The following is a 2277-nucleotide window of genomic DNA, read 5'->3' on the forward strand; positions in this document are numbered from 1 at the left end:
CTGTGGTGTAGCGGGTGATGTAGATGAGCTCGAACTCAGCGCCGCGCTCGCGCAGCAGCTGCTCGAGGGAGAGCACGAAGGGGGCGTGCAGGGCCTCGATGCCGCGGCGCTGCAGCTCTTCGGTGTAGCTGCCCAGCCAGGCGAGGTTGGCGGGAAGGAAGCTCACCTTCCAGCCCAGGGCCTGCACCAGCTCCATCTCCACCAGGGCGGCTTGGCTGCCGGCGTCGCGGTCGGCCCGGGGGGTGTCGTGGTCGAGGAAGAGAGCGCGGCCGAGGATGCCGCGGTCTTTGAGGCGCTCGGCCTCGACCAGGCTGGGCTCCTGGGGCCCGTCGAAGGCACTGGCCCACTTGGCCTGGAACAGGGGCGCATTGATGGCCTGGTAGCGCTTGAGGCCCGCGGCAGCCTCGGTGTCGCTGCCGTTGCTCACCCCCTCGTGGTGGATCACCCGGGCGAGAGGGGCATAGCGCACGCTGAAACCGGCCTGGCGGGCCTTGAAGGCCAGGTCGGTGTCCTCGTAGTAGGCGGGGGAGAACTCGGGGCTGAAGCCACCCAGCTGGCGCCAGAGGTCGGAACGGATGGCGAGGGCGGCGCCGCTCACGTAATCGGCCTGGCGGGCGTAGCTGTAGCGGGGGTCGTAGGGGTTGCCGCCGCGGCCGTAGTTCCAGGGCTCGCCGTTGCCCCACACGATGCCGCCGGCCTCCTGCAGGCGGCCGTCGGGCAGCATCAGCTGGGCGCCCACCAGGCCGGTGTCGGCCCAGCGGCTGAAGGGATCGAGCAGCTCCTCGAGCCAGTGGGCACTGGGCTCGGTGTCGTTGTTGAGCAACACCAGCACGGGGGCGCGGGCGGCGGCGGCGCCGCTGCAGCAGGCCTGGTTGAAGCCGCGGGCGAAGGGATGGCGCACCACCTGCACGCCGGGGGCCTCGGCGGCCAGCAGCTCAGCTGTGGCATCGAGGGACCCGTCATCCACCACGATCAGCTCGTAGGGCACGGCGGTGGGAGCGAAGGCGATTGCCGCCAGGCAGCGGCGGGTCACGGCGTAGTGGCCGTGCACGGGGATCACGATCGACACCTGCGGCTCCAGCTCCGGCGCCGTGGCCAGGGGCAACTGCAGCGGAGCCCTTGGCTGGGGGCTGCCATCGGGGCCGGGCTCACAGCCGGCGGGCATCACCAGGCCTGCCTCCTGCCTCGGCAGGGGCAGGCTGAGCAGCCGCTGCCAGAGGGGCAGCTGGGCGGGCAGKGGCAGGCCTGGTTGTTGTTGGCCCTGTTGCTGCTGGTGGGTGGTGTGACCTGGTACTGGCTGCCCTCCATGCCAACAGAGGCAGTCATGCCTTCCGTGCCGGTTGGCAGTGCGCTGTCTGTGGCGCTCACTCTGGTGATTGCGGTGACTGCCGCCAACCTGTTTCATCAGGGCTATTGGCAGCGAGTGTGGGCAGCTGAAACGGACCGTGCCCTTGGGCGCGGCGCGGTGTTGGGCGGCATCAGCACGTTCATGGTGGTGATGGCCATTGGTGGCCTGGGGATGCTGGCGGCCGTGCATGCATTACCGCTGGGCGAGCCTCCGATTCCATTCTTCGCGTTGCTCTCCGCCGCACCGGCCTGGCTTGCTTTGCCGGCGCTGGTTCTGGCGGTGACGCTGGTGGCCTCCAGTGTCGATACTTTGCAGAACGCCATTGCATCCATGGCGGTGGCCAGTTCGGGAAGGCGCGGCCTGTCAGTGCGTGCTGCCCGCTGGGCGACGGTGATACTGATGGTGCCGGTGATCTGGGTGGCGCTTCAGGGCTTCTCAGTGCTTCGGCTGTTTCTGATTGCAGACTTGCTGTGTGCGGCGATTGTGGTGCCGGTGCTGCTGGGATTGTGGCGCCGTATGTCGCCGCTGGCAGCGGTGGCTGGTGGCCTGGCCGGGTTGCTCGGTGCCGTGCTTCCCGGCTGGGTGAGCCAGGGTAGCTTCACCGCAGGTGCGCTGGCGGCGAGCTTTCCAGACAGCATTCCAACGCTGGCACCGTTCCTTGGCGCCTTGCTGGCATCCAGCCTGGTCAGTTTGCTGATTGCCTGGTTGTATCCGGGTGCCCGGGCTCAGGAGGCTGCCGGGCGGCCTTAAACGGTCTCGCTCGCGGCCTCTTCTGCCAGCAGGCGGTAATCCTTTAGCTCCAGATCGGCCATCTGCTTTGCGTATTGTGTTGCGAAGCCGGGGTACATCGTCGCGTTGAATCCATCCTCGGTGAGGTACCAGCTCTGGCATCCGGAATTCCAGTTGGTTTTGGCCAGCCGGCTCTGGAT

Annotated in this window: 2 protein-coding genes and 1 pseudogene; 1 reads left to right on the forward strand and 2 read right to left on the reverse strand. The window is 68.1% G+C overall.

Going from position 1 to position 2277, the window contains the following annotated elements; translation table 11 throughout:
• The coding region (locus IQ216_RS13490) for a glycosyltransferase family 2 protein (RefSeq protein WP_228007527.1) at window positions 1-1165 on the reverse strand (1165 nt) is incomplete at its 3' end.
• A gap of 90 nt (window positions 1166-1255) precedes the next feature.
• Here IQ216_RS13490 and IQ216_RS13495 point away from each other — a divergent pair.
• Complete coding sequence (locus tag IQ216_RS13495; RefSeq protein WP_228007528.1) at window positions 1256-2098, forward strand: hypothetical protein; 843 nt, start codon at window positions 1256-1258, stop codon at window positions 2096-2098.
• On the opposite strand, the pseudogene IQ216_RS13500 reads toward IQ216_RS13495, so the two are convergent.
• A pseudogene (locus tag IQ216_RS13500) lies at window positions 2095-2277 on the reverse strand (hypothetical protein); the annotation flags it as partial. The gene IQ216_RS13495 and the pseudogene IQ216_RS13500 overlap by 4 nt on opposite strands.

Source organism: Cyanobium sp. LEGE 06143, assembly GCF_015207535.1.
In the GTDB taxonomy this organism is placed as follows: domain Bacteria; phylum Cyanobacteriota; class Cyanobacteriia; order PCC-6307; family Cyanobiaceae; genus NIES-981.